This is a genomic window from Kribbella sp. NPDC050281, from assembly GCF_040655855.1.
Lineage (GTDB): Bacteria > Actinomycetota > Actinomycetes > Propionibacteriales > Kribbellaceae > Kribbella.
The window spans coordinates 1-24,375 of record NZ_JBFAKS010000005.1; the positions used below are offsets into that span (position 1 = coordinate 1).

The window sequence follows — 24,375 nt, forward strand, 5'->3', positions numbered from 1 at the left end:
ACCGGCGTCAGTGGCGCCGACCCGACCATCATGCTGACCGGACCGGCACCGGCCGCGCGCAAGGCGCTGGCCAAGGCCGGCCTGGAGGTGAGCGCGATCCTCTTCGGACCTGTCCATCTTTCAACTGTGTGGTCGCCGGCCACGGAAAGCAACGGCGCCCCGATTACCGAACGCCGGACCTCGGAGTCAGACCATGGACCGGGAGTCAGCGACCGGTGGTGCCGTCGAGCTGTTCGCGGATGATGTCGGCGTGGCCGGCGTGCCGGGAGGTCTCGCCGATGACGGCCAGGATCGCCCAGCGCAGGTCGTGGGTCTTGCCGTTGCGGGTCACCGGTGCGTCCGCGTCGCCGATCGCGGCGATGATCTCGTTGCTGGTCTCGCAGGCAGCGCGATAGTCGGCGCGAAGGTTCTTCAGCGAGACCGTGGGGTCGACCTGCATCGACCGCTTCCCGCGGGTCGGCTTACGTCCGGCCACGACCTCCTCGAACCACAGCGATTCGACGAAGGTCAGGTGCTGGATCAGGCCGGCGATGTTGGTGCCGGAATCGACCGTAGTGCGCCGCGCGTCCGCCTCACTGAGCCCGGCCAGCTTCTTCAGTACGCCGGCCCGCAACCCATCGAGCACCGCGCACAACTGCTGGAGCTCGCCAGTCATGCCGGGAGCATAACGGCGGGGCGAACACCCAGGAGACGACCTGGTGTCCTGGGTCGAACCTCCGACTCAGGACACCAGCGTGCTCTGTCGTCTCCTGTGCTTCATTCCGGGAGCTCGGCGCCGGACTGCTCGGCGACCATGTACTCGGCGTACCAGGCCGGCCAGTTCACGTCGAACTCGCCGCCGTTGCGCTTCTCGTGCTCGCCGTGGGCCGTGGCCGCCCGGAGCAGCGCCTCGCGCAGGTCGTCGACGGACGCGAACGACGTCTCGTCGGACTCGATCCGGCCGGGGAGCCGGCTGGTGATCTCCTGCAGCAGCCAGCCGTTGCCGTCCGGGTCGCTGAACGTCGCGAACGAGCTGTAGCTGGCGCCTTCCTCCGCCCGCCCGCCGACGCGATCGCTGCCGTCGGTGTGGAACTGGGCGCCCGGCGCGCCGGGGTGGAACACCTCGCTCACCTCGACACCGTGGCCGGCGAGCTCGTCACGAGCCGCCTGGATGTCGGACACGATCAGGTACAGACCCTGGGCCGAACCCGGCGTGGCCGAGGTGATGCCGGCGCCGAACTGGACCGAGGCCGGCGACCCCGGCGGGGTGAACTGGACGACCCGGAAGCCGTTGTCGAACGCGAAGTCCGCGTCTTCGCGCCAGCCGAGGTTCGCATAGAACGCCTTCGCGGCGTCGACGTCGGTCACCGGGATGACGGTGGCCTCGAACTTGAAAGGAACCTTCCCGGGGCGCCCGTTGGCGCTCGCAACTCCGGTCGAGTCCTGGGTGGTGCTCATCTGTGCCTCCTGGATGTGTGTCTGCGGGTACAAACGATCCTCGCGCCGCGACGATTCCGTCGCACCAGGGTGACTCACTGGTGCGACCTACGTGCGACGTGGAGGAAGGTCGGACGTGAACACCGCCGCCACCCCGGGAGCCGACCATGCCTACACCCGATCTCCTCGTCCCACTGCGCAGCCGGGCCGGGGTCGCGATTGTCGCGGCGACCGTGCTCGCGTCGGGGATCGCGTGGTACGACGCGTATGTCGTGAACGTCGCAGTGCCGGCGATCGGCAAGCACTTCGGCGCTGGTGTCGCATCGGTGCAGTGGACACTGACGGCCTATCTCCTGGCTGTCGCGTCGCTGCTGCTCCTCGCCGGTGCACTGGCCGATCGGTTCGGCCGGCGACGCGTGCTCGTGGTCGGCCTGCTGGTCATGCTCGGGGCGTCGTTCCTCTGCGCCGCTGCTCAATCGATCGGGTGGCTGATCGGTGCCCGGGCTGTCCAGGGCATCGGCGCCGCACTCGTCGTACCGATCAGCCTGGCCTTGCTGAACGGCACGCTGCGCGTCGCGGATCGCGCGAAGGGCATCGGGATCTGGGCGGGCCTGTCCACAGCCCTGAGCACCATCGGTCCGTACGGCGGCGGTTGGCTGATCGACAACGCCTCATGGCGCTGGGTGTTCCTGCTCCCACTGCCGCTGTTCGTGGCCGTGTTCGCCGTACTGCGGCACGTGCCCGAGACGACCCGTGAGCGGCCGGCGCTGTCGGTCGACGTGATCGGTGCGGTGCTCGGAGTCGTCGGGCTGGGCGGCCTCATCTACGCGTTGACGGAGGGGCCCAGTGCAGGTTGGTCGAGCGCGCGCGTGCTGGTCCCGGGTGTGATCGGCGCCCTGGCGCTGATCGCGTTGCTGCCGGTCGAGAACCGCCGGCGCGCGCCACTGCTGCGGCTCTCGCTGTTCGAGTCGCGTCAGTTCGACGCGATCAACGTCGTCACCGTCCTCGTGTACGGCGCTCTGGCCGCCGGCGGCTACCTGTTCGTGGTGAACTGCCAACTCAGCCTCGGATACACGGCCGCGCAGGCGGGGGCAGCGCTGATCCCGGCGTCGATCGTTTTCCTGCTCCTGTCGCCGTTCAGCGGTGCGCTCGTGTCTCGTCTCGGGCCGCGGTGGTTGATGTTCGCGGGGATCCTCATCATCGCGGGCGCGAACGTCTTGCTGGCCCAAGCGGCTCCCGGTTCCAGCTATGTCGGCACGATCCTTCCTGCCGCGCTGGTGCTGGGCGTCGGCCAGGGCGTGATGGTCGCGCCTCTGACGGCGGCGGTTCTCGCGGCCGTCAGCGATGCCGATCTCGGCGAAGCCTCCGCGATCAACGACGCGGCCGCCCGGGTCGGCGCACTGGCCATGATCGCCCTCGTGCCGCTCCTGATCGGTGCGACGGCGGGCAGCAGCCTCGCCGACTCTCTCACCGATGGCTACCGCCCGGCGATGCTCGTCCTCGCCGGTGTCTGCGCGTTCGCCGCCGTACTGGTCGCCATCTTCGTGTCGAACGAACGGGCCACTGCTCCCCGCCTCGCTCCGCCGGCCCCGCACCACGGCTGCGCCCTCGCCGTCACCACCGAGGCGACGGTAGGCGCAGCCAACGAACGGTGAGTTATACCCGCAAGGCCTTGAGGGCTTCGACGTAGATCTCGGAGAAGGTCGGGAAGGGCTGGATCACGTCGCGCAGTACATCGAGGGGTACGGCGGCCCGGATCGCGAGAGCAGCCTGTTGCAGCCACTCGCCGGCCTCGGGGCCGAGGGCGTACGCGCCGGTCAGCTTCTCCCCGTCGCTGAGCAAGGTGAGGAAGCCGTTCGACTCGGCGTACGCGTGGGTGTAGGTGGCTGTCTTGGCGACGCCGGAGAGTGCGGCCGTCCCGCTGTACGGCGCCTCGATCGCTCCGACCGATGCGGCCTGTGGGTCGGTGTAGACGACCCGGGGGACCGCGTCGTAGTTCGCCTCGCGTGGCTCGCCGAGGATGTTGGCGGCAACGACCTCGCCCTGGTACTTGCCGACGTGGGTCAGCGGCCAAAGGCCGGTGATGTCGCCGACAGCCCACAGCCGCTCACCGGCGCGAAGCCGGGCGTCGACCGGAACACCGCGTCGGTCGGGTGTGATGCCGAACGTCTCCAGTCCGATCCCTTCCACACGCGGGCGACGGCCCGTGGCCACAAGGAGCTTGTCGCCGCGCAACTCCCGGCCGTCACTGAGACTCAGCACGTAGTCGTCGCCGTCGCGCCGGGCACCGGTGATCTCGACCCCGAGGGCGAGGTCGATCCCCTCGCGGCGGAGTGACTCGCCGAGCGCCTCGCCCAGCGCCACAGGCTCCCGGTACAGCAGGTGCCGGCTCTGGTCGATCAGCGTCACTCCGCCGCCGAGGCGTCGTACGACCTGACCCATCTCAGTACCGACCGGGCCGCCACCGATGATGAGCAGGTGGCGGGGGACCGCCTTCATGCTGGTTGCCTCGCGGCTCGTCCAGACACCGTCGAGTTCACGAAGTCCTGGGATCGGTGGGATCACCGCATCCGCGCCGTTGGCGAGTACGACGTTGCCGGCCGTGTGGCGTACGCCGTCAACCTCGACGACACCTGGTCCCGCAAGGCGGCCGGAGCCGCGGAGCAGGTCGATACCGTTCTTGGCCAGCCACTGCTCCTGACCGGCGTCGGAGTAGTCCGACACCATGAAGTCGCGCCAGCCGAACACCGCCTCGACATCCACCTGCGCGGTGGCGCCGGCGTCCCGCGCGCCCTGCACGGCCTCGCCCGGACGGAGCAGCGACTTGGACGGGATGCAGGCGTAGTAGGAGCACTCACCGCCGACCAGTTCACGTTCGACGACGGCGACCCGCAGGCCGCCCTCGGCCAGGGCACCGGCGGTGTGTTCGCCCGGTGATCCGCCGCCCACGACGATCACGTCGTACTCGGTTGTCATAGTTCGGTTCCTCCCTCGACAGGTGCTGTCCTCCACGCTCGCTCGCCGGACGGCCGGGTCGCACCAGGGAGAGTCCCTGGACCTGCACTAGCGCGATGGGGGTTGCCCGGCCCGATGATGGAGGCAAGCCGAGACAACGGAGCCGACCATGAGCGACCAGGACAAGCGACCGCGTGAGCAGCCCCCGTCGGATCAGGACGGTCGATCCAACGGTTCGCAGCGACCCGCGGACCAGCCCTGGCGCACCGAGGGGCTCCCGCCGGGCAAGCGGGGGGACAAGCCGCGGCGGCCGCGCTGGCTGCGGTGGGTGGCGTTGATCGCCGGCGGCTACCTGGTGCTGTTCCTGCTGACCACGATGCAGGACCAGATGTCGGGCAGCGCGGAGACGGTCTCCTACACGGAGTTCTCCGCGCAGGTGCAGAAGGGCAACGTCTCCGAGATCTTCGCCCGGGGCGACACGATCCAGGGCCAACTCAAGAACGAGGCCCCGGTGCCGGGCAAGAGCGACTCGAAGTACACGAAGTTCACCACCGAGCGGCCGACGTTCGCCAACGACGATCTGTACGGCGCCCTGCAGAAGGCCGGCACCACGGTGAAGGCCACCCCGGTGGTCCAGCAGCGCGGAGCGCTGTGGAACCTCCTGATCTCGTTCGCTCCGATCCTGCTCCTGGTCGGGTTCTACATCTGGCTGTTCCGGCGTCAGCAACGCGCGGCCGGCGGAGGGTTGAGCGGTCTGCTCGGTGGTGGGCAGAAGAAGCCGGTCGACCCGCAGACCGTGCGGACCACCTTCGCCGACGTCGCCGGGATCGACGAGGTCGAGGACGAGATCTCCGAGATCGTCGACTACCTGAAGGACCCGGACAAGTATCGCAGGCTCGGTGCCCGGGCGCCCAAGGGTGTGCTGCTCTCGGGCGCACCGGGGACAGGGAAGACACTGCTCGCTCGGGCCACCGCGGGCGAGGCTCGGGTGCCGTTCTTCTCGGCCGCCGCCTCGGAGTTCATCGAAGCGATCGTCGGGGTCGGGGCGAGCCGGGTCCGCCAGTTGTTCAGCGAGGCCCGGAAGGTCGCGCCGGCGATCATCTTCATCGACGAGATCGACACGATCGGCCGGGCCCGCGGCGGCGCGCGCTCGTTCGGTGGTCACGACGAGGGCGAGCAGACACTGAACCAGATCCTCACCGAGATGGACGGCTTCTCCGGGACCGAGGGTGTGGTGGTGCTGGCGGCCACGAACCGGGCCGACGTACTGGATGCGGCGCTGCTGCGAGCGGGGCGATTCGACCGGACGATCACCGTCCATGCCCCGGACCAGAAGGGCCGCGAGGCGATTCTGCGGGTGCACGCACGGGGCAAGCCGTTCGCCGCGGACGTCGACTTCACTGCGGTGTCCAAGTCGACTCCGGGAATGACCGGGGCCGACCTGGCCAACCTGTTGAACGAGGCCGCTCTGGCTACTGCCCGCGATGACCGGTCGGAAATCGGCCGCCGCGACCTGACCGATGCGCTGGAGAAGATCCAGCTGGGTACCGCTCGCAACGTCGTGATGCCGGAGGAGGAGCGACGCCGTACGGCGTACCACGAGGGCGGACACGCGCTGCTCGGCATGATCCAGGTCGGCGCGGACCCGGTCCGCAAGGTGTCGATCATTCCCCGCGGCCGCGCGCTCGGGGTGACGCTGTCGACCCCGAACATGGATCGGTACGGCTACGACGCGGAGTACCTGCGCGGTCGCATCATCGGAGCCCTCGGCGGGATGGCGGCCGAGCAGGAGATCCTCGGCGTGGTGACGACCGGCGCCGAGAGCGATCTGGAGAGTGCCACCCAGATCGCCCGTTCGATGGTCGGCCGGTGGGGTATGTCGGCAGCCGTCGGACCGGTGTCGGTGCTCCCGGTCGATGGCGACCCGCGGGCCGTCGCGTCCGAGTCGCTGCTGAACACCGTCGACGAAGAGGTACGACGTCTGATCGACGAGTGCTACCAGGAGGCCAGGCGGCTGCTGCGCGACAACCGTGATCGGCTCGAGGGCATCGCCGAGCAACTGCTCCGGCACGAGACCCTCGACGAGGCCGACGCGTACGCCGCGGCAGGCATCCCGCACGACGCCCGGGCCTGACGCCTGGGCTCAGGACGGCTGCGAGACGAACAGCTCGATGGCGATCTTGTCGGGATCCTTGAGGTTCAGATGCAGGCCGAACGGACTGGCCTCGATGGTCGAGCAGCTCACCCCTTGCGCCTCGAGGCTGCGGTGCCAGGACTCCAGCTCCGCCTGCGACGGAACCTGGAACGCGAGATGATCCAGCCCGACGTGGACCGGATCGAAGCTCTCGCTCGCGCCTTCGGGATGATCCCGCAGCGCGATCATCACGCCGGGGCGGGCGACGATGACGAGCCGGCCGGTGTCGGCGCCGGCCGAGAACACGGTTTCGGTGCCGAGCACGCGGTTGTAGAACTCGGCGCTCCGCTCCGGATCGGTCACGGTCAGCGAAACATGCGAGAACGCTTCGAGTGCAGGCATCCCCACCCCCTTTCAGGGTGATGCCACCGTAAGCCTCAGCGCGCCGGTACGTCGCCCACCAGCATCCACTGGTTGCCGTCGGGATCGCGGAAGGTCAGGTAGTCGGATCCGTCCTGGCAGCAGGAGACCGGACCGGGTGCCGCGCCGCGAGCGAGCAGCTCGGCGCGGGCCGCCTCGAGATCGGGCACCCTCAGTACGGTTCGCGCCGACCCTGGTGGGGCCGAGTTTGTGCCGGTGCCGAGGACGATCGAGGACTGCGAGCCCGGATGCGTGAGCTGGACGACCCGGCGGCCGTTGCCGTCCGTCTGGTCGAGATCCAGCCGGAATCCGAGCGCACGGTAGAAGTGCCGGCACCGGTCAACATCGGACACGGGTACGACGACGGGTTCGAGCTTGTTGTCCACACTTCGACTGTCGGCTCCGCAGGGTGCCTTCGCCCCCGTGGAACACACTGGTCTCGGTCAGGCGGGGCGGGCCAACGCGGTGCGCAGCTGCCGGCGAGAGGTGATGCCGAGCTTGGAGAACGTCTTGCGCAGGTGCCACTCCACGGTCCGGGGACTGATGAACAGCTGCGCCGCGATCTCGGGGTTGGTCATGCCGTCCCGGGCCAGCCCGGCGATCTGCGCCTCCTGCGCGGTGAGGTCGTTGAGCGTCTCCGGTGAGCGCTTGCGGACCGTCTCCCCGGTGGCGAGCAGTTCGTGGCGAGCGCGCTCGGCGAAGGCCTCGACCCCCATCGCGGTCAGCTGGTCGTGGGCCGTCCGCAAGTGATCGCGGGCATCCATCCGCCGGCCCTCGCGTCGCAGCCATTCGCCGTACAGGAGATGGGAACGGGCCACCTCGACGGCGATCCTGGTCCGGCTCAGGTGCTCGATCGAGCTGCGGTAGGCGTCCTCGTCCGCGCCGAGCAAGGCCTCGACCCGGGCCTGCATGCCGAGACCCCACTCCGTCGGAGTCGCCGTGGTGCGCTCGGTCAGCCAGGCGAGTGCCGACTCGACGAGTTTCGTGTCGCCGGTCCGGGACGCCGCCTCGGCCAGTTCGCCCACGACGAGTACGCCGTACCCGACGACGTCCTGCTCGAAGACCTGCAGCGCCGCGTCCCGGGCAGTCTCGTAGCGGCCGAGGCCGTTGTGCAGGACGGCGTTCGCGAGCGTCGCGAAGGCTGCCATCCGGCCCTGGACCTGCTCGGTCTCAGCGCGGATGGTCGTCTCGATCATCCCGGTCGCCGTCACCTCGTTGCCCCGGAAGGCCTCGAGCAGCACGCCGCCGTACCGGATCTGCGGGTTGCCGGTGGCCGCGGCGAGCTGGCGGTCCTCCTCGACCAGGCCGGCCACCGCGGACAGGTCGCCGGTGAGGCACAACAGGTTGGCGCGGAAGTTGAGGGCGAACTGCAGTTGCACCAGCGCCCCTGTCTCCCGGGCCATCCGGTCCTGGCGGAGGGCGAGTTCGTGCGCGGTGTCGAAGTCCCACACCTCGATCGCGACCATGCCGGCCGCGCGGTTCCCGGCGAGCCAGAGCCAACTGCTGACGTCCTCCGCGCCGATCACGGCTTGGCGCGTCTGGTCGAGTGCCTTGGTCAGGTGGGGCGCGGCGGCCGTGTACCCCCGGCTCAAGCGCAGTGCCAAGGCCTGGAGCAGCAGGTCCGCCGGTGGGTCCGAACCGACCGGGGGAGGAGCCGCGGCCGCAGCCTTGGCCAGGATGCCCGGAGCGCCCGGTCCACTCGCCCAGATCGCGGCCGACATCGCTTCCAGGTAGGTCATCCGCGCCCGGTCAGGGTCGTGCGGATCGAGATGCTGGGCCGCGCTGAGCAGCTGACGGGCAGCGTCTCGGGCGTGGCCCTGGTCGAAGGCGATTTGGCCGCGGAGCCGCTCGACCTCGGCCGACCGGCGCTCGTCCCGCGGGCCGGCGGTCGCTCCGTTGAGCAGTTCCAGCGCCGCATCCAGTGCGCCGGACCCGCGCTTCGCTGTTGCCGCGGCCAGCGCCCGCTCGGCTCGGCGGGTGGGCTCAGGAGTGAGCTCCGTGGAGCGTTCCAGGAAGTCGGCGGCCGCGATCAATCCACCGCAGCTCTGCGCTCTCCGTGCCGAGCTCTCGAGCTCTGCCGCGACTTCCTCGTCCGGCAGGGCTGTCGCCTGCGCGCGGTGCCATGCGCGCCGGTCCGGTGAGGTCTCGGGATCGGTGACCTCTGCCAGCGCCTGATGCACGGCTTGCCGGTCCCGAGGTGAGGCCATCCGGTACGCCGCCGAGCGCACGAGCGGATGCCGGAACCGGATGTGCTGGCCGAAGGTGATCAGTCCGGACTCGATCGCGCCCGCTGCCGGGTCCGCGCCCAGCCCGAGTCGTTCCGCCGCCTGCCAGAGCAGGGTGGCGTCGCCGAGCGGTTCCGCCGCTGCGGTCAGCAGGAGCAGGCGAGTGTCGGCCGGCAGTACTTCGAGCCGTCGTACGAAGCCCTCCTCGAGCCGGCCGGACAGCGTCCCCACGGAGTCGCCCTCGGCGAGCTCGGTGACGCTCCAGGCCCGCGGCAACTCGAGCAGTGCCAGCGGGTTGCCGCGCGTCTCGGCCACGATCCGGTCCCGGATGCGTGGGTCGACCGGCCCCGGCAGCACCGAGTCCAGCAACGCCCGCGCGTCCGTCTCGTCCAGGCCGCGGATCTCGAGCTCGGGCAATCCGGCCAGCTCGTGCTCCTCGCCGTGGCGGACGCCGAAGATCATCACCACCGACTCGGCCGCGAGCCGTCGGGCGACGAAGGCGAGGACCTGGGCGGACACCCGGTCGAGCCACTGTGCGTCGTCGACGATGCACACGACCGGCAGCTTCCCGGCCGCGTCGGACAGCAGGTTGAGGACGGCGAGGCCGACCAGGAACCGGTCCGGAGCCGCGCCGCCCATCAGGCCGAATGCCGTACCCAGGGCGTCTTGCTGTGGACGCGGCAGGCGGTCGAGATGGTCGAGGAACGGCTGACAGAGCTGGTGCAGCCCGGCGAAGGCGAGCTCCATCTCGGACTCGATCCCGACGACCCGCGTGACCCGGTAGGACTGGCTGCGTGCCGCCAGCGAATCCAGCAACGCCGACTTGCCGACGCCTGCCTCGCCACAGAGGACCAAGACTCCGCTCTGACCGGTTCGTGCAGCGGTGAGGAGCCCGTCGAGTACGGCGTTCTCGTGTCGCCGGCCGCGCAGTTCACGATCTCCCATGCCCACCCCGCCGTTCCAAGGCGACTGCCTCCGGCCCTGACCGGATCGATCGGCGCGCCGCAACGAGGTCAGGTTTGCATCCGGGACCGATCCGGCGCAACGGTGGCGCTCAGACGGTTCCGGTCCCGACCATCACGACCGGACCGCGGGCGAGCCGCAGGACGTTGTACGACGCCGAGCCGCGCACGACCCGGCGGAGCCAACCGTGACGGTCCGCACCGAGCACTGTCAGCGCGGCCGCCGGTGACTCGGCCAGGACGGCACTGTCGATCGGTCCACGGGTGAAGTCCCACTGCACGTCGACCTCCGGATAGGCCATCCGCCAGATCTGCACCGCGTCTTCGACTGACCTGCGCCGGCTCGATGCGGCGGCGTGTACGACGGTGAGGCCGGTGCCCCGACGCCGCGCGGCGCGGAACGCGAACCCGAGCACTGCCGGTGGACCACCGTTGCCGTCGACACCGACGACCACCCGGCCCGCGGACGGCCCGACCGCGCCGTGCTTCGAGAGTCCGATCGCCGCGAGGGAGGCCGTCGTACCGCGGGCCAACCGTCGCGTCAGCGTCCGTTCGAGCCTGGACCGGCGACCATGGCCGAGGACAACGAGTGCTCTGTCGCCCTCGCGTGCCTCGGTGACCAGGGCGGTGACTTGCCTGCCCGGGAAGACGTGGGTCCTGATGGGCAGGTCCGGTGCGATCCGGCGGGCGCGGCGGACGGCCACTGTGACGACGTCCTCGGCCGACTCACGGGATTGCAGGTCCACGGTCGGATTGCCGACCGGGTCGAGCAGACGGGGAAAGCGGAACGCGTACACGATCCGCAACTCTGAACCCCGTGCCGCCGCCTCGGCCGCGGCCCATTCCAGCGCCTCCACGTCGGTGGTGGTGTGCTCGTCGACCAGCGCGATGACCGGGCCGTTGTCCGGTCCGGCCGGCGCAGAGGCGCGGTCAGCCGCCGCCTCGGCGCCTTGCCATCCGCGGAAGAGCTTCATGAGGTTGCCTCCTAGACCGTGCCTCTGTACTCCTCCAAGGTCGCGCCGCCGCCGTCCGGTCACACCAGTGGAAGACACGGGCCGAGTCCCTGGTCTGGCGGGGCACTAGGCGGGTGGGGCGGCGGCGCGGGTGAGGCTGTCTTCGATGCGTTGGAGGAGTGCCAGCGCATCGGCTTGCTCGGCGGAGGTGAGGTCGCCGGTGGCGCTCTCTTCCAGGTGGGCCCAGATGCGCTCGACCTCGCGCCGTACGGACTGGCTCGCGGGGGTGGCCTCGACGATCGTGGCGCGCTTGTCGGTGGTGCTGGGCCGGATACGCACGAAGCCGGCGTTCTCCAGCCGTCGCACCGTGCGGGTCATGGTCGCGGAGTCGGAGCCGAGGACGCGGACCAGTTCCGTCTGGCTCTGCGGGCCGCGCTCCCACAGTTGCATCATGACCAGTTCCTGTCCGAGGCGCAGGCCGAGCGGACGTAGCAGGTGCCCGGCGATCATCCGGTGCAACCGTGCCACTCGGACGATCGCGTTGGTCAGCGGCTGGGCCGGCATCGACGGCAGCGGTGTCTGCTCTGAAGGATTCATCGGCCTCTCACCGGGTCATTTAGCTGTTCAATCAGTTGTCACTGTACCGGACGCCGTTCGAGCGGCCATCGGGGTGCTCTGGCCTGCGAAGTCACGCGATCAAGTGATGCAGGTCACAGAGTTGGCGGAAATGCCTTGAGCGGATTACCTGTTCGAACAGGTATTGGTTGCCGCGGAGGGCGGCGACCTCCTCGAGAACGGGAGTCCGACCATGTCGATGGCCTTCGACCCGTACGACCTGGGTGGCAAGCGCCTGGCCAACCGCATCGTGATGTCCCCGATGACCCGCAGTCGCGCGTACGGACCCGGAGCGAGTCCAACAGCGCTGACCGCGGAGTACTACGCGCAACGGGCGGGAGCCGGCCTGATCGTCACCGAGGGCACCCAGCCTTCGCCGGTCGGCCAGGGGTACCCGAATACGCCGGGACTGCACAGCGCTGAGCAGGTCGCAGCGTGGCGAACGGTGACAGACGCCGTGCACCGCGCGGGCGGCGTGATCTACGCGCAACTCCTGCACACCGGCCGCATCGGCCACCCCAGTCTGCTTCCGGACGGCCTGCACCCGGTCGCCCCGTCCGCAACGGCCCCGCGCGGACAGGTCTTCACCCACGAAGGGCCCCAGGACTTCGTCACGCCGAAGGAGCTGACCGAGACCGACATCTCCCGCACTATCGGCGATTTCGTTGCGGCGGCCCGCAATGCGATGGCCGCCGGGTTCGACGGTGTCGAACTGCACGGCGGCAACGGATACCTGATCCACCAGTTCCTCGCACCCAACGCGAACCGCCGTACCGATGGCTGGGGTGGCGTGGCCGAGCGACGGATCCGCTTCCCTGTGGAACTGGCGTCCGCGGTCGCGGACGCGGTCGGCGCCGAGAACGTCGGGCTTCGTATCTCACCCGGCGTGCCGAACAACGACATCGTCGAGGTCGATCCCTACGAGACGTACGGCGCTCTGCTCGGACGGCTGGCCCCGCTCGGGCTGAGCTACCTGCATCTGATGGAAGGCCCGGACCGCGACCTGACCTACCGGCTGCGCAAGGAGTGGGCCGGCACGTTCATCCTCAACCCGCAGACCTTTCCCGAGCTCACCGGTCCGGACGCCCTTGACCTGATCGAGGACGGCACCGCCGATCTGATCGCCTTCGGGGCGCTGTTCCTGGCCAACCCCGATCTGCCCGACCGCCTCGCGGCCGGCGGCCCCTACAACACGCCGGACCAGACCACGTTCTACGGCGGCGACCACCGCGGCTACACCGACTACCCAACGCTCGCCTGACTGATACCAACACCCGGGAAGGTCTCGATATGCAACCCGCAGTAGAAATGCAGCCCGCAGTCAGGAGATCCGCGTGGATGATCCTGGCGCTGGCGTGTGCCAGCCAGTTCATGGTGATCCTCGACGCGTCCATCGTGAACGTCGCCCTGCCCTCGATCCAACGAGACCTCGGCTTCAGCTCCACCGGCCTGGCCTGGGTCGTGAACGGCTACCTGCTGACGTTCGCCGGCTTCATGCTGCTCGGCGGCCGCGCCGCCGACCTGTTCGGCCACCGGCGGATGCTGGCAGCCGGGTTGTTGCTGTTCTCCGCAGCAAGCCTGGTCGGCGGTCTGGCCGCTGATCCTGCGGTCCTCGTCGCGGCCCGCATTGTGCAGGGCATGGGAGCCGCCATGCTCGCGCCGGCGACGCTGGCCGTGATCAACACTCACTTCACCGAGGAACACGCACGTGCGCGAGCGTTCGGCGCATGGTCGGCGTCTGGTGGTGTGGGTGGGATGGCGGGCGCGGTCGCGGGCGGCGCGCTGACGACCGGCCTGTCGTGGCGATGGGTCTTCCTGATCAACGTCCCGATCGGCGCGGTGCTGATCGTCGTGGCGATGACGTCGCTCGCCGGCGTACGCGCCGGCCGACGGGAATCGCTCGACCTCACCGGCGCCGTCACTGGCACGGCGGGGCTGGCCGCTCTCATCTACGGCGTCATGCAGAGCACCGATCATGGCTGGACGTCGGTGCCGGTCGTCGTACCGATCGTGGTAGGTCTGCTGCTACTCGCTGTCTTCACGCTGGTGGAGGCGCGCGTCGCTGCCCGGCCGATGATGCCGCTCCGGGTGTTCCGTCTCCGGAAGGTTGCTGTCGGCAACGGCATGCTGTTGCTGTTCGGCGGGATCGCGATCGCGATGTGGTACTTCACATCGCTGTTCCTGCAGAACGTCCTCGGCTACAGCGCACTGCGGTCCGGCCTCGGCCAAACGCCGGCGGCCGTCACGTTCGTCGTGGTCGCGCGACTGGCTTCGGCTCTGTTGCCGCGGACCGGCGTACGCCGCTTGATCCTGGCCGGCAGCGCGTTCTTTCTGGCCGGGTTCGGGTGGCTTGCGCAGGCGGGTGCCGGCACCGGCTATCTCACGGGCATCCTCTGGCCGACGCTGCTCGTCGCGGCCGGCATCGGGCTGACCTTCCCGACACTGATGGCCACGGTGACCGCTGACGTGCCTGAGAGCGACGCCGGGATCGTCGGCGGCCTGGCCAACACCGCCAGTCAGGTGGGTGGATCGATTGGTCTTGCGGCGCTCACGACCGCCGCCGGCAGGCCGGCGTCCCTCGTTGACGGTTATGACCTGGTCTTCCTCGTCGCCGCCGCGCTCGGCGCGGCCATCGCGGTGGTCAGCACCCTGCTGCCGCGTCACCAGCGTCAAACAACTCCAGTCGCATCCGGAGCTTCGGATCCTCATCCGCGATGACGACGAATCCGAGCCGCTCATAGAGAGCTCTGGCCCGATTCGCCTTCAGAACATGGAGTTCTGCCGCGGCGGCTCCGCGCCCCCGAGCCGCCGCGAGCAGGTCCCGCAGAATCCGCGACCCGAGCCCGGCGCCCTGGAACCGCGGCAGAATCTCGATCCGCCCGACGTAGAAGACGGTCGGCGCGCCGAACCCGGCGTCGACGACACCGGCCGCCACCTCGTCGACCAGTACGATCCGCAGCCGATCAGGCGCGAACGACCGCTCATGAAACCCGCGCTGCACCGTCTCGTCCCAAGGCCCCCACGTAGCCTCGACGACCTCACCCATGGCCGCCCGGTGCAACTCATAGACAAAGGCGTCGTCTTCTCCGGTCGCCGGCCGGAGCCGATACCCGTCAGCCTCTTGCACCATGCTTCACCCTAAGACTCGCGGGGAGCTCGGCTTTACGGGACGACGGTTACGGGCCAGCGGGCGTCTCGGACGAGACGGGTGGCCAGGGATCCGATGAGGCGGTGGCCGGCTTGCATGGAGGCGCCTACGACTACTGCGTCGACGCGGAGTTCGTCGGCGAGGCGGACGAGTTCGAGGTAAGGGTTGCCGTGGCGTTCGTGGAAGGTGATGTGCAGGCCGAGGGCTGCCGCGTTGCGGTGCGCCTCTTCCCGCAGTTCGTCGACGACGCTGACCTGGGATTGGCGCTGCAGTTCCATCAGCTGCGGGTTCAGCAGGCCGCCTCCGGCCGGGACGTGGACGAAGAGGACGATCACCTGCGCGCCTTGGCGCCTGGCCAGCCCGGCGGCGTACGACCCGGCCCGCAGAGACGTCTCCGTCCCGTCGACTCCGACCAGGATCGACCGAGGACCATCGGTGCCGAGCTCGAACATCCCCATACCGTACCGACTCTGACAGTTGCTGCCGGCAAGGGCGGCCGGGGTCATGCGGCGAGCAGGGACCAGCGGGGGTCTTGGTCGGGCCAGTGGTTGATGAGGGCGTCGACGGCGAGGTCGTGAATGGCCGGCTCGAGGATGCCGAGGTCGGTGGCGCTGTCGAGGACCTGGAGGTACGTCGCGACGGAGGCGATCGGGAGAGTCAGCGCGGTCGGTGTCACGGAGTCGGCGACGTCGCGCATGTCGACCAGGGTGAAAGCGCCGACGAGGATCGCGCCCTCGAGTCGTAGCTGGTTGGCGAAGGCTTCCAGGGCGGTGCCCTGGGAGATGGCGTCGTCGACGAGCAGGACGCGCTTGCCGGCGACGGAGGCGCCGCGGACACGTGGCTCGTTGTCTTCGTGCCCGACGTAGCCGGGCTTGCGGACGAACGCGAACGGCAGATCGGCGGCGAGCGCGACGGCGGCCGCAAGCGGGATGCCGCCGGTCTCGGCACCGACGACGACGTCCACGTTCAGCTGGTGGGCGTAGGTCGCACCGGGCACGGCGAGATCGCGCAGCAACCGCGGGTCGCCGTACGCGTTCTCGATGGACAGCGGGTGCAGGGGGAGCCGGGTCTTCATGTCCCAGTGCGCGATGCCTGGGCGGACCAGGCCGGGCGCGGCCGCGAGCCGGCTGATGAGGTCGGTCGGTACGGCGGCAGTCAGCCGAGCGGCGTCCGCCAGGTCACGGAGTTGCACACGGTGCGTGTTCGCCAAGGGTGCTGCGGTGAGCTGCGAAGTAGTCATGACAAGAACATCGCGCGGCTGCCGTCCCGTCGCCCCTGTGGTAGTCCCTGGTGACCACCCGGGGACTGGTCTTGTTGCAGTTAGCCGGAGCACGGGGAGTGCGGCTAGCTGGAAGGTAGGTAGGGCGCTTGCCGGGATGATGTGTCGGGCGCCCGGGCGGAGTGTTGCCAGTATGAAGGCTCCCTGGGACATGCGTAGAACACTCCGCACCGTCGTGGCCGTGACCGGAGTCGCAACCGCGATGACGGCCGGGCTGGTCGCCTGTGGAAACAACAAGACCTCCTCGGCCGGCGGTGCCCCGCCCGCGAACACGAAGGTCGGCATCCTGCTGCCCGACACGGCGTCCTCGCCGCGCTGGGTCTCGGCGGACCCGAACGAGCTGAAGGCGCAGTGTGCGGCCAACAAGCTCACCTGTTTCATCGACAACGCCAACGGCAGCGCGACCACGCAGCAGTCGCAGGCGCAGGCTCTGATCAACGCCGGCGTCGGCGTCCTCCTGGTCGTGAACCTGGACTCGGGCTCCGGCAAGGCGATCGAGGCCCTCGCCCAGCAGCACAACGTCGTCACGATCGACTACGACCGGCTCACCGCCGGTGGCACAGCGTCGTACTACGTTTCCTACGACAACGTGAAGGTCGGCGAGGACCAGGGCACGGCGCTGACCCAGGCCCCGCAGGTCAAGGACAAGAGCGCGGTCAACTACGTCGAGATCGACGGTGCGCCGACCGACAACAACGCCACGCAGTTCGCGCAGGGCTACAACTCGGTCCTGTCGAAGCAGCCGGGCTGGAAGAAGCTCGCCGACCAGACTGGTAACTGGGATGCCGCCACTGCGCAGACCGTGTTCACCACGATGCTCGGCCAGCACCCCGACATCAACGCGGTCATGGTTGCCAACGACACCATGGCGCAGTCGGTCATCAACGTGCTGAAGTCCCAGGGCCTCGCCGGCAAGGTCGCGGTGTCCGGGCAGGACTCCACCGCCGGCGGTCTCGACAACGTGATGGCGGGAACGCAGGCCTTCACGATCTACAAGCCCGTCGCCGGTGAGGCGGACGTGGCGATCAAGCTGGCGGGTCAGATCCTGGCCGGCCAGAAGCCGACCGCGCCGGCCACGGTCAAGGACCCGACGAGCGGTCGCGCCGTCCCGGCGTACCTGGCCGACCCGACCGTCATCACCAAGGCGAACGTGGCCAAGCCGGTGACCGACGGCTACGTGACGGCCGCGGCCGTCTGCCCCACCCCCGCGCTGGTCCAGCTGTGCGCGGCCAACGGCATCAAGACCCCCTGATGGCCGGCGTACCCACCTTGGAACTGCGTGGCGTCGACAAGTCGTTCGGTCCGGTCCACGTGTTGTCATCGGTCAACCTCACCGCGCTCAGCGGTGAGGTGACCGCCCTTGTCGGCGACAACGGCGCGGGCAAGTCGACCCTGATCAAGTGCATCGGTGGCATCCATCGCATCGACGCGGGAGAACTGATCTTCGACGGTACGCCGCAGGTCGTCACCGGCCCGCGGGACGCCGCGCAGTTCGGCGTCGAGATCGTGTACCAGGACCTGGCGCTGGCCGACAACCTCGACATCGTCCAGAACATGTTCCTCGGCCGCGAGAAGGTCACCGGCCTGCACACGCTTGACGAGAACTCGATGGAGAAGCTGGCGCGACAGGCGTTGAACTCGTTGTCGGTACGGACCGTCCGGTCGGTACGGCAGCGGGTGGCGAGCCTGTCCGGCGGCCAACGGCAGACGGTGGCGATCGCCAAGTCGGTGCTCTGGCAGTCGAAGATCGTCATCCTGGACGAGCCGACGGCGGCGCTCGGCGTCGCGCAGACCGAGCAGGTGCTCGGCCTGGTCCGCCGGCTCGCCGAGCAGGGCGTGGCAGTGATTCTGGTGTCGCACAACATGAACGACGTGATGGAGGTCGCCGACTCGATCGGCGTCCTCTTCCTGGGCCGGATGGCGGCGCAGGTCAGGCGCGAGGACGTGACCCAGACGCAGGTGGTCGAGCTGATCACCGCCGGCCGTTCCGGCGACCTGGGACTGTCCCGCGAAGAGTCGACCGGAGCGGCGATATGAGCGCCCAGACAGATCACCTCATCAAGCCGGACAGCGCGGAGCCGGTCGAGGGACTCGGCGCATTGAGTGCGTACATCCGCGACTATCTCGGCCGAGTCCGCGGGGGCGAGTTGGGCTCCATCCCTGCGATGGTCGGCCTGATTGTGATCACCGTCGTGTTCGCCGTGGTGCACCAGGGCTTCCTAAGTGCCTACAACATCGAAGCATTGGTGATCCAGGCAGCGCCGATCATCGTGATGGCGATGGGCCTGGTCTTCGTCCTGCTGCTCGGCGAGATCGACCTGTCCGCCGGCACGACCGGCGGACTGTGTTCGGCGATCATGGCCGTACTGATGATCCGGCACGGTGCGCCCTGGTGGCTCGGACTCCTGATCGGGCTGGGCGCGGGCGTCCTCATCGGTCTCGGGATCGGCTGGCTGCGCGCCCGGGTCGGCGTACCGTCGTTCGTCATCACGCTGGCGACGTTCCTGGCGTTCCAGGGCGTCACGCTGATTCTGATCGGCGGCCAGGGGGCGGTGACGCTGCCCGCCGACTCGCCGATCATCAAGCTGGAGAACAGCTTCGTGCCGTTGTGGCTGGGCTGGATCCTCTGGGCGTTGTTCGTGATCGGGTACGCCGCTGTCAAGGTCAACGACGCACTCGGACGCGAACGCTCGGGGCTGTCCCGGCCGCCGTTCACCGTGATCGCGGCGAAGGTGGTCGTCCTGGCCGCGCTGGGTGCGGCGTTCACGTACGAGATGGGGATCAACCGCAACCTGTCCGCCAACGCCTTCTTCAGCAACAAGGCGCAGGGCATGCCGTGGGTCGTCGTCCTGCTGGTGATCCTGTTCGCCGGCTGGCACTTCATCCTCAGTCGTACGCCGTACGGCCGGCATCTGTACGCCGTCGGCGGCAATGAGGAGGCGTCGCGGCGCGCGGGCATCGTGGTGTCCCGGATCCGGATCTCGGTGTTCGCCATCTGTTCCGGCATGGCGGCCGTCTCCGGGGTCGTCGCGGCCTCGCTGCTGCAGTCGGTCCAGTCGAACGCCGGCGCCGGCAACACCCTGTTGCTGGCCGTCGGTGCCGCGGTCATCGGCGGTACGTCGCTGTTCGGTGGGCACGGCCGGGTCATCGACGCGGTCCTCGGCGGACTGGTCGTCGCGGTCATCATCAACGGCATGAGCGACCTCATCCAGGGCGCGAACTCCGCCGGCTACGAGTGGATCGTCACGGGCGCCGTACTGCTGCTCGCCGCCGGATTCGACGCGGTCGTACGCCGGTCGCGGGCTAGCTGAGCAGGGACAGGATCATGGGCGGATTCGGCTGTCGGGACGCGACCAGCTCGGCTGAGTCTCGGTGCCGGATTCGAGCGGAAGGTCCACCAGCAGCGTGGTACCCACACCGGCCGGGCTGTCCACCGAGATCGTGCCACCTAGTGCCTCGACCCGGTCGGCCAGCCCGATCAGCCCCGTTCCCTGATCAGGCATCGCACCACCGGTGCCGTCGTCGCGGACCGACAGGTGCAGGCGACCCTCGCTGACCCGGGCGTCGATCCACAGCGCCGACGCGTCGGCGTGTTTGACCGTGTTGGCCAGCGCTTCCGACGCCACGTAGTACGCGCAGACCTCCACCGCCTCAGGGAGCCTGGCCGGGATGTCCACTGTGAGCTCGGACGGCACGGGGCTGCGGCGAGCGAGCGCCTTGAGGGCCGGACCGAGGCCGCCCTCGGTCAGGATCGCCGGGTGGATTCCCCGGGACAGCTCCCGCAGTTCGTCAGTCGCGTTGGTGAGCTCGCGGGCGGCGTTGGCGAGCTGGGCGCGGACTTCCGGGTGGTCGGGCGGCACCGCCGCCTCGCCCGCCCGGAGCTGGAGCGCCAGCGCCACCAGGCGCTGCTGCGTGCCGTCGTGCAGGTCGCGTTCGATCCGCTGACGGGCGCGATCGGCAGCCGCGACGATGCGTGCGCGCGAACCGGCCAGATCCCGCTGTGCCTGCTCCACGGCCGCGGCCATGGCGTTGAAGGTCCGCTGCAGCACGCCCATCTCGCCGACACCGTGGTCGGACACTCTGGCTCCGAGATCACCGGCCGCGAGTCGCTCGGCCATGGCGGCGGTACGGCGTACCGGGTGAAGGATGCTCCGGTTCAGATACCAGGTGAACAGCGCCACCAGCAGGACCGATCCGGTCAGGCCCGCGGCTGCGGCGAACATCGCGCGGCCGGCCGCGTTGCGCGCACTGTCCTGGCGCGTCATCGCCAGTTGCTTCTCGGCGTCCAGCAGTTGATCGAACTGCGCCCGCATCGCGTCGACCCGTTGCCTGCCCTCTGTGGTCGCCGGCAGGACGTCGATCGCCGCCCGATCCCGCCGGGCGGCGGCGACGAGCGGTACGGAGTAGTCGTTCAGGTACGACGTCCCGGCTCGGGTGAGGGCCTCGGCCCGCTGGTGCTGTTCGGCGTTGTCGGCGACGAGGTTCTCCAGGCCGGCGGCCTGCTGCGCGAACTGCGCGCGGCCTTCCACCCACGGCTGCAGGAACTGCTCGGATCCGGTCAGCAGGAACCCGCGCTGGCCGTCCTCCATCTCGACGATGAGCCGCTCCAGCCGGTTCGCGGCGACCAGCACGTCCTCGGACTGTTGCGCCCGTCGCTCCAGGCTGCGCAGTTCGGTCACCGAGGAGAGCAGTACGGCGAAGGCGGCGGCGATGATCACGGCGAGCAGAACGCTGGCGGTGATGATCCGGACACTCAGGCCGAGACCCTTCATCAGCCCCTCCGGGTGGTCGCCGTGCTCCCGGGGCCTCGCGGTGCTCACCGTCTCGAGGGCCCTCCGGCATCGCCGAGCGTCTCGCGGACGGCGGCACCGGACAATGCCGTCTTCGACAGGAACCCGATCGCCGGGCTCGCCGCGATCAGGTCAGCGTAGTCCTCCTCGGAGTGCGCGGAGATCATGATCAACGGTCCCGGCGACCCGTTGGCCTGCTCCGCCAACCGGGCGGCCAGTCGCAGTCCGCTCTCGGCACCGAGGTCGATGTCGACCAGCGTCACGTCGGGCCGCAGCCGCGCCACCAGCTCGAGTGCGTCCGCGCTGGTCGAGGCGGTCCCCACCACCTGGATGCCGTCGTACTCCAGCACCGCCCGCGCGGCCTCGAGGAAGCGCGCGCTGTCGTCGACGATGATGCAGCGAACCATGGTTCCACCATTTCAGCGAAGTAGACCGGTGGCATTCCGGCTAGCTGCACCTCTGGACATCGATCCGGTCACGGTCCGTGGCTGGACCGACGTCTTGCGGCGCCCCCGGAGGCGACGGTAGATCGCGGTACCGGATCGGTGGCTTAGCGAGGCTCCGAGGACGAGTGTCGCGGCGGTGATGACGACGTCCGCGAGGTTGACGCGGTAGTGGCTGAGAGCAATGAAGTCGACCGCGCCGCGGACGCTGCCCGGAGCGGTCCAGGAGTGCAGGCCGACCCGGTCGAGCTGGTTGCTGCCCCATCCGCCGATCGCCAGGGCTGCGGAGACGAGGATGATCGTCGAGCGCCGGCGCCGTACCAGTACGGCGTACGCCGTGATCAGCAAGCCGAGACCAGCGAGGTCCAGGAGCGCGCCCGTGGACGGGTCGGCGTACCAGTGGCCGATCCGCGGGCCGGCGAGCATGTCGCTGCCCCGATTGATGATCGAGCCGTCGACGTGCTGCCAGGCCCAGCGCTTGGTCGTCTGGTCGAGCAGGACGACCAGGGCCAGCAGGACGAGAACGCGGAACCGCTGTCCGGCTTCGGCGGCCGCGGTCGTCGTAGTGGCCAGGCGGACGTTCGACATGACGCTCCTCGGGGGTGAACGGCGTCCGCGCTGGTCACGCGCGTTCTGGCCGTACTTCAACCCTTCCAAGCGAGCGAGGATCGGACCTCAGCGCCAGCGGCCGACCCACCTACCGGCTGCCTGCAATCTTGCGCCGGGCGCTGTCTGGGGTCAGCGGCCCTCGAGGTAGGTGAGCACCGCCAGGACACGGCGGTGGTCGTCATCGGCCTCGGGCAGCTGGAGCTTGGTGAGGATGCTGCGGACGTGCTTCTCCACGGTGCCTTCGGTGACCCACAGCTGCCGGGCGACACCGGCGTTCGACCGGCCCTCGGCCACCAGCGCCAGTACTTCGCGTTCGCGCTCGGTGAGCACCGCGAGCGGGTCCTGCCGGTGGCGAGAGTCGACGAGCTCCTTCACCAGCGCCGGGTCCACCACGGAGCCACCCCGGGCGACCCTTTCCAGCGTCTCGACGAACTCGTCCACGTCCGTGACGCGGCTCTTGAGGAGGTAGCCGACTCCTTGTCCACTGCCGAGGATCTGCATCGCGTGCTCGACCTCGACATGGGCCGAGAGCAGCAGGATGGCGGTCTGAGGGCGCTCCTGCCGGATGGCCTGCGCCACCTCCAGACCCTCGGTCGAGTGGCCAGGTGGCATCCGGATGTCGATGATCACCAGCTCCGGGAGGTGTTGCCGGACGAGCGCCAGCAGTCCCGGGCCGTTGCCGGCCTGGCCGACGACCTCGAATCCCGAGCGCTCCAGCAGGCTCGCGAGCCCTTCCCGGAGCAGGACGTCGTCATCCGCGATCGCCACTCGGGTCCGGCTCATCTCCACTCCCTACGCCGCCTGGACTCAGATTAGCGCGAGGTCGAGGAGGGCAGCCCGGGCAGCGCCGGTAGTGAGACGTTCGGCCGGGTCCTTGGCCAGCATGCCGGCGATGACGGGGCGCAGCCGGCCGGCCCGCAGCCAGGGGCCGGGCGGATTCTCGGCAACCGCGGTCAGCGTCGCCCACAGACCGCCCTGGTCGAACGGCGTTCTGCCCTCGACGGCGGCGTACAGCGTCGCGCCGAGTGAGAACAGGTCGGACGGGGGTGCGGGCTCGTCGCCTCGGAGCTGCTCCGGGGACATGAACGCCGGACTGCCGGCGACCAAACCCTGCGGGTAGTCGAAGTCCTCGTCGCGCATGCAGGCGACGCCGAAGTCGGTCAGCACCACCCGGCCGTCGGCACACAGTTGCACGTTGCCCGGTTTGACGTCGCGGTGAACGATGCCGGCCGCATGGACACTTCGCAGTACGTCGAGCAGGCGCAGCGCGAGGCGGATCACCCGGTCGATCGGCAGTGGTCCTTCGGTCGCGATCACCTGAGCCAGAGTCTGTCCGGACAGCGGCTCCATCACGATCCAGGGGAGGCTGCCTTCGCGGACGAGATCGAGGATCCTGACCACTCCGTCATGACTGACCCGGGCAGCGGTCCGCGCCTCGTTGAGCGACCGGGCCCGCGCTGCCCTGGCCGCTTCCACCGAACCGGTGTCGTTCGCCAGGTGCTGCTTGAGTGCGACCGGCCGGCACAACAGCTCGTCCTCGGCCAGCCAGACCCGTCCCATGGCCCCGCGTCCCAGCAGTGACCGGAGCCGGTACCGCCCTGCGACGAGCCGTCCCGACGGTGCGGTCACGGACTCCGTGACGACTTCGGCGAGGTCCGCGACGGCGTTCATGGGCTGACCCTTCGGATCTGGCGGTGTTCCGACCGTTCCAGCCTGCTGGGAACCCGGCGTCCGAGTCGTCAGGGCCTGCGGGCATCCCATCTACCTGCTAGCAGGAAGGCGTGCTGGGTGCCAGCCGCAGACCTGCTCCGCGCTCTGAACCCGTCCGTTCGATCCGACCGTGTGAGGAGTGTCGAATGATCAACAGCGCAAGGAGAAACCTGAAATGAAGCGCATTGCCCTCTTCGCCGGTACGGCGGTGCTCGGGCTGTCCACCCTGGCAGCCTGCAGCAATGGCTCGAGTGCCGGTTCGCCCGCGCCGCAGAGCACGCCCGCCGCGTCGGCGCCGGCCTCCAACGCTCCGGCGAAGGTGTCCACGGCCACCGCCGGGAACTTCGGGAAGATCGTTGTCGACGGCACCGGCCGCACGCTGTACGTGTACGACCTGGACACCGCCAAGCCGTCCAAGTCCAACTGCTACACCGGCTGCGCCGCGCTGTGGCCACCGTTCCTCGCAGGCACCGGTACGCCGCAGGTCAGCGGGGTCGACCCCTCGCTGGTGGGCACGGTGGCCCGTACCGACGGCACCAAGCAGGTGACGCTGGCCGGATGGCCGCTCTACCACTTCGCCAACGACTCCAAGGCCGGCGACGTGAACGGCCAGGGCGTGGACGGCACCTGGTGGGTGGACGCCACGAACGGCCAGAAGATCACCACCCAGGCGTCCTCGTCGGGCGGGAACGCCGGCTACTGAGTCGTTCTTCCGT

The 24,375-nt window shown here is 69.4% G+C and carries 24 protein-coding genes; 8 read left to right on the forward strand and 16 right to left on the reverse strand.

Going from position 1 to position 24,375, the window contains the following annotated elements:
- Nucleotides 1–205: 205 nt before the first annotated feature.
- A complete protein-coding gene (locus AB0I34_RS07180) occupies nt 206–655 on the reverse strand; it encodes a DinB family protein (RefSeq protein ID WP_360440824.1) in 450 nt (149 codons plus the stop codon).
- 101 nt (nt 656–756) lie between these two features.
- The gene (locus AB0I34_RS07185; RefSeq protein WP_360440827.1) at nt 757–1,437 is read right to left on the reverse strand and encodes a VOC family protein; all 681 of its coding nucleotides are present in this window, start codon (nt 1,435–1,437) and stop codon (nt 757–759) included.
- A gap of 146 nt (nt 1,438–1,583) precedes the next feature.
- Between AB0I34_RS07185 and AB0I34_RS07190 the strand changes: the two genes are divergently transcribed.
- Nucleotides 1,584–3,071, forward strand: a complete 1,488-nt coding sequence (locus AB0I34_RS07190) for a DHA2 family efflux MFS transporter permease subunit (protein ID WP_360440830.1) — start codon at nt 1,584–1,586, stop codon at nt 3,069–3,071.
- A gap of 1 nt (nt 3,072) precedes the next feature.
- On the opposite strand, the gene AB0I34_RS07195 is transcribed toward AB0I34_RS07190, so the two are convergent.
- Nucleotides 3,073–4,392, reverse strand: a complete 1,320-nt coding sequence (locus AB0I34_RS07195) for an NAD(P)/FAD-dependent oxidoreductase (RefSeq protein WP_360440833.1) — start codon at nt 4,390–4,392, stop codon at nt 3,073–3,075.
- 148 nt (nt 4,393–4,540) lie between these two features.
- Here AB0I34_RS07195 and ftsH point away from each other — a divergent pair, with 148 nt between their 5' ends.
- A complete protein-coding gene (gene ftsH / locus AB0I34_RS07200) occupies nt 4,541–6,505 on the forward strand; it encodes an ATP-dependent zinc metalloprotease FtsH (protein WP_360440836.1) in 1,965 nt (654 codons plus the stop codon).
- Between the two features lie 9 nt (nt 6,506–6,514).
- On the opposite strand, the gene AB0I34_RS07205 is transcribed toward ftsH, so the two are convergent.
- From AB0I34_RS07205 to AB0I34_RS07225, 5 genes are all read right to left on the reverse strand, one after another.
- Nucleotides 6,515–6,907: a VOC family protein gene (locus AB0I34_RS07205; protein WP_360440839.1), complete on the reverse strand. Its 393-nt coding sequence runs from the start codon at nt 6,905–6,907 to the stop codon at nt 6,515–6,517.
- Between the two features lie 35 nt (nt 6,908–6,942).
- A complete protein-coding gene (locus AB0I34_RS07210; RefSeq protein WP_360440842.1) occupies nt 6,943–7,311 on the reverse strand; it encodes a VOC family protein in 369 nt (122 codons plus the stop codon).
- Between the two features lie 57 nt (nt 7,312–7,368).
- The gene (locus tag AB0I34_RS07215) at nt 7,369–10,095 is read right to left on the reverse strand and encodes an AAA family ATPase (RefSeq protein ID WP_360440845.1); all 2,727 of its coding nucleotides are present in this window, start codon (nt 10,093–10,095) and stop codon (nt 7,369–7,371) included.
- Between the two features lie 109 nt (nt 10,096–10,204).
- Nucleotides 10,205–11,086 carry a universal stress protein gene (locus AB0I34_RS07220; RefSeq protein WP_360440848.1) on the reverse strand — a complete coding sequence of 294 codons (882 nt, stop codon included), beginning with the start codon at nt 11,084–11,086 and terminating at the stop codon, nt 10,205–10,207.
- 105 nt (nt 11,087–11,191) lie between these two features.
- Nucleotides 11,192–11,662 carry a MarR family transcriptional regulator gene (locus AB0I34_RS07225; protein WP_360440851.1) on the reverse strand — a complete coding sequence of 157 codons (471 nt, stop codon included), beginning with the start codon at nt 11,660–11,662 and terminating at the stop codon, nt 11,192–11,194.
- A 211-nt stretch (nt 11,663–11,873) separates the two neighbouring features.
- On the opposite strand from AB0I34_RS07225, the gene AB0I34_RS07230 reads away from it, so the two are divergent.
- Together AB0I34_RS07230 and AB0I34_RS07235 are read left to right on the forward strand one after the other, a co-directional pair.
- Nucleotides 11,874–12,941 carry an alkene reductase gene (locus AB0I34_RS07230; RefSeq protein ID WP_360440854.1) on the forward strand — a complete coding sequence of 356 codons (1,068 nt, stop codon included), beginning with the start codon at nt 11,874–11,876 and terminating at the stop codon, nt 12,939–12,941.
- A gap of 77 nt (nt 12,942–13,018) precedes the next feature.
- Nucleotides 13,019–14,398 (forward strand): MFS transporter, encoded by a 1,380-nt coding sequence (locus tag AB0I34_RS07235; protein WP_360440857.1) that lies wholly within the window; start codon nt 13,019–13,021, stop codon nt 14,396–14,398.
- Here AB0I34_RS07235 and AB0I34_RS07240 read toward each other — a convergent pair.
- From AB0I34_RS07240 to AB0I34_RS07250, 3 genes are read right to left on the reverse strand one after another with little or no spacing between them, the layout of a single operon-like run.
- On the reverse strand, nt 14,322–14,810 hold the full coding sequence (locus AB0I34_RS07240) for a GNAT family N-acetyltransferase (protein WP_360440860.1): 489 nt from the start codon (nt 14,808–14,810) through the stop codon (nt 14,322–14,324). The two genes, AB0I34_RS07235 and AB0I34_RS07240, sit on opposite strands and share 77 nt — an antisense overlap.
- A 32-nt stretch (nt 14,811–14,842) precedes the next feature.
- Complete coding sequence (locus AB0I34_RS07245) at nt 14,843–15,280, reverse strand: universal stress protein (RefSeq protein WP_360440863.1); 438 nt, start codon at nt 15,278–15,280, stop codon at nt 14,843–14,845.
- Between the two features lie 50 nt (nt 15,281–15,330).
- Entirely contained in the window at nt 15,331–16,068 is a 738-nt protein-coding gene (locus AB0I34_RS07250) for a phosphoribosyltransferase family protein (RefSeq protein ID WP_360440866.1), read from the reverse strand.
- 220 nt (nt 16,069–16,288) lie between these two features.
- On the opposite strand from AB0I34_RS07250, the gene AB0I34_RS07255 reads away from it, so the two are divergent.
- Genes AB0I34_RS07255 through AB0I34_RS07265 form a run of 3 tightly spaced genes read left to right on the forward strand, consistent with a single transcriptional unit; the run spans nt 16,289 to nt 19,418 of the window.
- Nucleotides 16,289–17,359 (forward strand): substrate-binding domain-containing protein, encoded by a 1,071-nt coding sequence (locus AB0I34_RS07255; protein WP_360440868.1) that lies wholly within the window; start codon nt 16,289–16,291, stop codon nt 17,357–17,359.
- Nucleotides 17,359–18,144 (forward strand): ATP-binding cassette domain-containing protein, encoded by a 786-nt coding sequence (locus tag AB0I34_RS07260; protein ID WP_360440871.1) that lies wholly within the window; start codon nt 17,359–17,361, stop codon nt 18,142–18,144. Before AB0I34_RS07255 ends, AB0I34_RS07260 begins: the two co-directional genes overlap by 1 nt.
- On the forward strand, nt 18,141–19,418 hold the full coding sequence (locus tag AB0I34_RS07265; RefSeq protein ID WP_360440874.1) for an ABC transporter permease: 1,278 nt from the start codon (nt 18,141–18,143) through the stop codon (nt 19,416–19,418). Before AB0I34_RS07260 ends, AB0I34_RS07265 begins: the two co-directional genes overlap by 4 nt.
- A 12-nt stretch (nt 19,419–19,430) precedes the next feature.
- Here AB0I34_RS07265 and AB0I34_RS07270 read toward each other — a convergent pair whose 3' ends face one another.
- From AB0I34_RS07270 to AB0I34_RS07290, 5 genes are all read right to left on the reverse strand, one after another.
- Nucleotides 19,431–20,927, reverse strand: coding sequence for a CHASE3 domain-containing protein (locus AB0I34_RS07270; RefSeq protein ID WP_360440877.1), 1,497 nt, complete (start codon nt 20,925–20,927; stop codon nt 19,431–19,433).
- Complete coding sequence (locus AB0I34_RS07275) at nt 20,924–21,304, reverse strand: response regulator transcription factor (RefSeq protein WP_360440880.1); 381 nt, start codon at nt 21,302–21,304, stop codon at nt 20,924–20,926. Before AB0I34_RS07275 ends, AB0I34_RS07270 begins: the two co-directional genes overlap by 4 nt.
- 12 nt (nt 21,305–21,316) lie before the next feature.
- The gene (locus AB0I34_RS07280; RefSeq protein ID WP_360440883.1) at nt 21,317–21,928 is read right to left on the reverse strand and encodes a signal peptidase II; all 612 of its coding nucleotides are present in this window, start codon (nt 21,926–21,928) and stop codon (nt 21,317–21,319) included.
- A gap of 150 nt (nt 21,929–22,078) precedes the next feature.
- Nucleotides 22,079–22,732, reverse strand: a complete 654-nt coding sequence (locus AB0I34_RS07285) for a response regulator transcription factor (protein ID WP_360440886.1) — start codon at nt 22,730–22,732, stop codon at nt 22,079–22,081.
- A gap of 24 nt (nt 22,733–22,756) precedes the next feature.
- A complete protein-coding gene (locus AB0I34_RS07290; protein ID WP_360440889.1) occupies nt 22,757–23,620 on the reverse strand; it encodes a serine/threonine-protein kinase in 864 nt (287 codons plus the stop codon).
- 214 nt (nt 23,621–23,834) lie between these two features.
- On the opposite strand from AB0I34_RS07290, the gene AB0I34_RS07295 reads away from it, so the two are divergent.
- Nucleotides 23,835–24,362: a hypothetical protein gene (locus AB0I34_RS07295; RefSeq protein WP_360440892.1), complete on the forward strand. Its 528-nt coding sequence runs from the start codon at nt 23,835–23,837 to the stop codon at nt 24,360–24,362.
- The last annotated feature ends 13 nt before the right edge of the window (nt 24,363–24,375 follow it).